Origin of the sequence: Phenylobacterium sp., from assembly GCF_028290885.1 — a bacterium.
GTDB lineage: Bacteria > Pseudomonadota > Alphaproteobacteria > Caulobacterales > Caulobacteraceae > Phenylobacterium.
In genome coordinates this window covers 1-5,978 of record NZ_JAQGIZ010000143.1, presented here as the reverse complement: position 1 = coordinate 5,978, position 5,978 = coordinate 1, and the positions used below count along the sequence as shown (strand labels likewise).

The window sequence follows — 5,978 nt, the reverse complement described above, 5'->3', positions numbered from 1 at the left end:
TGACCAGGCGCGATACCAGCCAGAAGCGCTGAGCCGTGCGCCCTCCGTTGCATCAACAGGCCAGCGACGTGGATGCATCTCGGAAGGGTGACGTCGCTACCCACCCCCGTGCAGACATTTGGATCGTCCGCTTGGCGGCGTGCCTGAATACGGGAGACAGGAGCAATTCCCCTGGCCCTCGCGAGGCCGGCTAGAACAGGGCTGGTTGGTCGCTCTGGTGATGCGCGGGCTTTCCGCCAGGGCGCTCCCTTCCCCGTATTCAGGCGGTAGGCTTCGCGGGTCGCGCGGATGCAGCGCAGCTTCCGAATCCGCCAGGTGGTTGTCGGATCGCGCGCCGCCGGCGCGTCTTAAGGGCGGACGGGCCCTGCCGACCTTCGACCAGGCCGCCTCGACACGATCACAAGGGAGCAAGCCGCATGATCACCATCTCCGCCTTTCGCTGGGTTCCGCCGTTCGCGCAGGGCCAGGTGCGCGATCTCCGCGTCCGCTGGGCGCTCGAGGAAGCCGGACTTCCCTATAGGACCCGCCTCTTGCAGCAGGGCGACCAGGACAAGCCCGACTATCGCGCGCTGCAGCCGTTCGGCCAGGTTCCGATCTTCGAGGAGGACGGCCGCACGCTGTTCGAGAGCGGCGCCATCGTTCTGCACATCGCAGAGCGCAGCGAAGCGCTCCTGCCGAAGGATGCCGACGCGCGGGCGCGTGCGACGCAATGGCTGATCGCGGCGCTGAATTCCATCGAGCCGCACGTCATGAACGTCGCCGTGCTTGCGCTTTTCTACGCGGATCAGGAGTGGGCCAAGCTGCGCCGCCCGGGCGCGCGGGACTTCGCGCTGCATCGCCTGGACGCGCTGGCCAAGGCGCTGGGCGACAAGCCCTATCTCGACGGCGAGCGCTTCACCGCGGGCGACCTGATGATGACGACGGTGCTGCGCATCATCCCCGATCTCGTCACCGACCCGCGGCTGACGGCCTACGTCGAGCGCTGCACCTCCCGCCCGGCGTTCCGCAGGGCCCTGGATGCGCAGATGGGCGATTTCAAGGAGGCTGCATGACGATGGGTTGCGCCCTCTAAGGGCGCGATCCGCCGATGCGCCCGTCCGTCGGCGAGCGAGGGACAGGCGCGCCGACGCGGCTGGCGACAATGCGAGTTGACCTTTGGCGCAGCGGCTGCAAGCGCTCCCGCCTGCCATGATCCTCACCCTCTCCTGTCCCGACCGCACCGGCATTGTCGCCCGCGTCTCGGGCCTGCTGTTCGAGCGCGGCGCCAATATCCTCGACGCCCAGCAGTACGACGATCCTGAAACCGGCCGCTTCTTCATGCGGGTGGTGTTCGACCCCGGCCGCGGCGACGCGACGGCGCTCGGTAGAATGTTCTCCGATGTCGCCGCGGAGTTCGCGATGGCCTGGAGCCTTCGCGACCCGACGATTCGCCGGCGCGTCATGATCCTGGCCTCCCAGACCGACCACTGCCTGGCCGACCTGATCTGGCGTTGGCGACAGGGCGAGCTGCCGATGGACATCGCCGCGGTGGTGTCGAACCACCCGGCGACGACCTTTCCGCACACCGACCTGAAGGACATCGCTTTCCACCACCTACCGGTGACGTCGGAAACCAAGGCCGAACAGGAGCTGGCGCTCTGGCGGCTGGTCCAGGAAACCCGCACCGACCTGGTGGTGCTCGCCCGCTACATGCAGGTGCTGTCAGGCGATCTGGCGACGAAGCTGGAAGGTCGCTGCATCAATATCCACCACTCCTTCCTGCCGGGGTTCAAGGGCGCGCGGCCCTATCACCAGGCCCATGCGCGCGGCGTGAAGGTGATCGGCGCCACCGCTCACTTTGTCACCCCGGACCTCGACGAGGGCCCGATCATCGAGCAGGACGTGGAGCGGATCAGCCACCGCGACACGCCCGCCGCCCTGATCCGCAAGGGACGCGACATCGAACGCCGCGTCTTGGCGCGGGCCGTACGATGGGCGCTGGAGGACCGTGTGTTGCTGAACGGCCGCAAAACCGTGGTGTTCACCGACTGAATGGGACGCACCAAGACCGGTGACCGCGGTTCCTTGTGGCTAGGGAGGTCGCCAACCATCTAACGGCCATGCCCTACGATGTTACGGAGTGGCCCGAAGAGCCGCTCGATCCCTATTCCGCCCAGGTCGCCCACGCCTTCGAGACGGTCGGTCCAGCCGTCGTCCACATTGCGGCGCGTCAGGCCGACGGCCGGGGAGGAACCGGCTCAGGCGTGATCTTCGCGCCCGACGGCTACCTGATCACCAATAGCCACGTGGTGGCCGGCGCGACGCGGCTCTCGGCCAGCCTGACCGACGGCCGCGAGTTCGAGGCCCGGCTGATCGGCGACGATCCGGCCACCGACCTGGCGGTGCTGCGGCTGGACGCCACGGGACTGCCGCACGCCGAGTTCGGACGCTCGTCACGGCTGCGGGTCGGCCAGCTGGTGGTGGCGATCGGCAATCCGTTCGGCTTCCAGGCGACCGTCACGGCGGGCATCGTCAGCGCGCTCGGACGCACGCTGCGCTCGCCCAGCGGCCGGCTGATCGAAAGCGTCATCCAGACCGACGCGCCGCTCAACCCCGGCAACTCCGGCGGCGCGCTGGTGGACGGGCGCGGCCGGGTGGTCGGGATCAACACCGCGATGATCGGCCAGGCGCAGGGCCTGTGCTTCGCCATTGGCGGCGATACCGCGGTCGACGTGACGGCGCGGCTGATGCGCGACGGACGCGTGCGCCGTGCGCGGCTGGGAGTGGCCGGCCAGACCACGCCGCTGGACCCCCGGCTATCGCGGCGCCTGCGCCGCGCGGCCGGCTCGGCGGTCACGGTGTCGGAGGCGGCGCCGGACGGTCCCGCGGCGCGCGCCGGGGTGCTGACCGGCGACGTGATCCTCGAGTTCGCCGGCGAGACGGTGTTCTCGGTCGATGACCTGCATCGGCTGCTCACCGCCGAGATCTCCGGAACCGACGTGCCCATGGTGGTGATGCGCCGCGCCAGGATCGAGACGCTGACGGTGCGGCCGGACGTGGACGGCTAGGATCAAAATCCAGCCAAGCTATTGATATTACAATATATTCGTCATGACCGGGCTTGTCCCGGCCACCCATACGCACAGGTCTCTCAAGACGGATCGCGGCGGCGCCGCAGCGAGTAGTCCCGCTTTCCCGTGTTTATGGGTGGCCGGGACAAGCCCGGCCATGACGTTTCAACAAGAGTGTTTCAACAAGAGTGATTGAGTCATCAGCCTAGGCCCACGCTCCTGCGTCAGGCCACCGCCAGCAGCCGCGCGAGAGCCGCCTCCAGCTTGCCGCGGGCGGCTTCCGCCTCAGCCAGGCGGTCGCGGTTCTCCTCGACCACCTCCTCCGGCGCGCGGGCGACGAAGTCGGCGTTGGCGAGCTTCTTGGCGGTGCGCTCGATGTCGGAGGCGAGCGAGTTCACCTCCTTGCCCAGGCGCGCGCGCTCGGCGGCGATGTCGATGAACTCCGCGACCGGCAGGGCCAGGGTCGCGCCATCGACGACGTAGGGGATCGCGCCCGGCGGCGGGGCGTCGACGACGCGCACCTCGGAGACCCGCAGCATCTGGCTGATCAGGGCGACGGCGTCGCGCAGCACCTCGCGCTGCGCCTCGGTCGCGTCCACCACCAGCAGCGGCGGGCGGGCCGAGTTGGGGACGTTCAGCTCGGCGCGGACCGAGCGGCCTTCGGCGATGGTCTCGACGATCAGGCCGATCACGGCGTCGGCCGCGGGATCGATCAGCGAGGCCGGCAGATCCGGCCAGGGCGCGGTCATGAGGAAACCCTTATGGTCCCGCGGGGCGCCCAGCGCCTGGGTCTGGCCCCAGAGCTCCTCGGTCAGGAACGGCATGACCGGGTGCAGCAGCTTCAGGATGACGTCCAGCACCCAGGCCGCCGTGGCGCGGGTCTCATCGCGCGCCGCCTCATCCGCCGTGGGCTCGCCCGGCTTGCCCAGCACGGGCTTGGCCAGCTCCACGTACCAGTCGCAGTACTGTCGCCAGACGAAGCGGTAGAGGCCGTCGGCGGCCGCGTCGAAGCCGCAGGTCGCCAGCGCCTCGGTGACCGCGCGCGCCGTGCGCGTGGTCTCGCCGACGATCCAGCGGTTGAGCGGCAGCTTCACCTTCGCCGGATCGAAGCCCTCCGCCCGCGCGGCGCCGTTCATCTGGGTGAAGCGCGTGGCGTTCCACAGCTTGGTGCCGAAGTTGCGGTAGCCCTCGATCCGTTCGCGGGAGAGCTTGATGTCGCGCGCCTGCCCCGACATGGCCGTCAGCGTGAACCTGAGCGCGTCGGCGCCGTAGTCGTCGACCAGCTCCAGAGGGTCCATGACGTTGCCCTTGGACTTCGACATCTTCTTGCCCTCCGCGTCGCGGACCAGGGCGTTGATGAAGATGCGCTTGAAGGGGACGTCGCCCATGAAATGCAGCCCCTGCATCATCATCCGGGCGACCCAGAAGAAGATAATGTCGAAGCCGGTGACCAGGGTGTGGGTAGGATAGAACCGCGCCAGGTCGGAGGTCTGCTCCGGCCAGCCCAGGGTCGAGAACGGCCACAGCGCGGATGAGAACCAGGTGTCGAGGACGTCCTCGTCCTGGCGCAGCGGCTCCTCGCGGCCATAGTGCTCGTAGGCCTGCGCCTTGGCCTCCTCCTCCGTCTCGGCGACGAAGATCTTGCCGCCGGGTCCGAACCAGGCCGGGATGCGGTGGCCCCACCAGAGCTGGCGCGAGATGCACCAGGGCTGGATGTTCCGCATCCACTCGAAGTAGGTCTTCTCCCAGGCCTTGGGCACGAAGACCGTGTCGCCCTCCTCGATCGCCTTGATCGCCGGCTTGGCGAGCGCCTCGGCGTTCACGTACCACTGGTCGGTCAGATAGGGCTCAACCACGACGCCGGAGCGGTCGCCGTGCGGCACCGTGTGGCGGGTCTTCTCGACCTCGCGCAACAGGCCCAGCCGCTCGAATTCCTCGACCACCTTCTTGCGCGCCGCGAACCGGTCGAGGCCGCGATATTCCGGCGGGACGTTGTCGTTGAGCCGCGCGAAGTCGTCGAAGATGTTGATCATCGGCAGGTTGTGGCGCTTGCCGACCTGGAAGTCGTTGAAGTCGTGGGCCGGAGTGATCTTCACCGCGCCGGAGCCCTTTTCCGGGTCGGGATATTCGTCGGCGATGACCGGGATCGGCCGGTTCACGATCGGCAGGCGCACCGCCTTGCCGATCACCGCGGTGTAGCGCGCGTCGCCCGGATGCACGGCGACGGCGGTGTCGCCCAGCATGGTCTCCGGCCGGGTGGTGGCCACCACGATCTCGCCGGAGCCGTCCTCCAGCGGATAGGCGAAGTGCCAGTAGTGGCCGTCGACCTCGCGCTGCTCGACCTCAAGGTCGGAGATCGCCGTCTGGAAGTGCGGATCCCAGTTCACCAGCCGCTTGTCGCGGTAGATGAGCTTTTCCTTGTAAAGGGTCACAAAGACCTTGCGAACCGCCGCAGACAGGCCTTCGTCGAGGGTGAACCGCTCGCGGCTCCAGTCGCAGGAGGCGCCCAGGCGGCGCAGCTGGTTGACGATCTGACCGCCGGACTTGGCCTTCCACTCCCAGACCTTGGCCACGAAGGCCTCGCGGCCGAGGTCGCGGCGGCTGAGGTTGCCCTGCTCGGCCAGCTGGCGCTCGACCACCATCTGGGTGGCGATGCCGGCGTGGTCGGTGCCCGGCAGCCACAGCGCCGCCTTCCCCCGCATCCGCTCGAAGCGGATCAGCACGTCCTGCAGGGTATTGTTCAGCGCGTGGCCGATGTGCAGGGAACCGGTGACGTTCGGCGGCGGGATGACGATGGAGAACGGCTCGGCGGCCGGGTCGTCGATGGGCGCAAAGCCGCCCGACGCCTCCCAGGCGGCGTAGAGGCGCGGTTCGACGGTCTTGGGATCGAAGGTCTTGTCGAGCATGTCCGAAATTCTGGCTGGGCCG

General features: G+C 68.5%; 4 protein-coding genes. 3 read left to right on the top strand and 1 reads right to left on the bottom strand.

The genetic code is table 11. From position 1 onward, the window contains the following. Positions 1-416: 416 nt before the first annotated feature. From JWP28_RS09640 to JWP28_RS09630, 3 genes are all read left to right on the top strand, one after another. Positions 417-1,052, top strand: a complete 636-nt coding sequence (locus tag JWP28_RS09640; RefSeq protein WP_299542451.1) for a glutathione S-transferase family protein — start codon at positions 417-419, stop codon at positions 1,050-1,052. 136 nt (positions 1,053-1,188) lie between these two features. Further along, positions 1,189-2,031, top strand: a complete 843-nt coding sequence (purU, locus tag JWP28_RS09635) for a formyltetrahydrofolate deformylase (RefSeq protein WP_299542449.1) — start codon at positions 1,189-1,191, stop codon at positions 2,029-2,031. Positions 2,032-2,099: 68 nt separating this feature from the next. Next, complete coding sequence (locus JWP28_RS09630; protein WP_299542447.1) at positions 2,100-3,047, top strand: trypsin-like peptidase domain-containing protein; 948 nt, start codon at positions 2,100-2,102, stop codon at positions 3,045-3,047. Positions 3,048-3,274: 227 nt separating this feature from the next. Here the strand turns inward: JWP28_RS09630 and JWP28_RS09625 are convergent, their stop codons facing one another. Next, positions 3,275-5,956 carry a valine--tRNA ligase gene (locus tag JWP28_RS09625; RefSeq protein ID WP_299542453.1) on the bottom strand — a complete coding sequence of 894 codons (2,682 nt, stop codon included), beginning with the start codon at positions 5,954-5,956 and terminating at the stop codon, positions 3,275-3,277. Positions 5,957-5,978 lie beyond the last annotated feature (22 nt).

What these genes read in the sequence shown, in the direction of transcription:
- JWP28_RS09640 (WP_299542451.1), top strand. Translation starts at nt 417, where the DNA reads ATGATCACCATCTCCGCCTTTCGCTGGGTTCCGCCGTTCGCGCAGGGC.
- JWP28_RS09625 (WP_299542453.1), bottom strand. Translation starts at nt 5,956, where the DNA reads ATGCTCGACAAGACCTTCGATCCCAAGACCGTCGAACCGCGCCTCTAC.
- purU (WP_299542449.1), top strand. Translation starts at nt 1,189, where the DNA reads ATGATCCTCACCCTCTCCTGTCCCGACCGCACCGGCATTGTCGCCCGC.
- JWP28_RS09630 (WP_299542447.1), top strand. Translation starts at nt 2,100, where the DNA reads ATGCCCTACGATGTTACGGAGTGGCCCGAAGAGCCGCTCGATCCCTAT.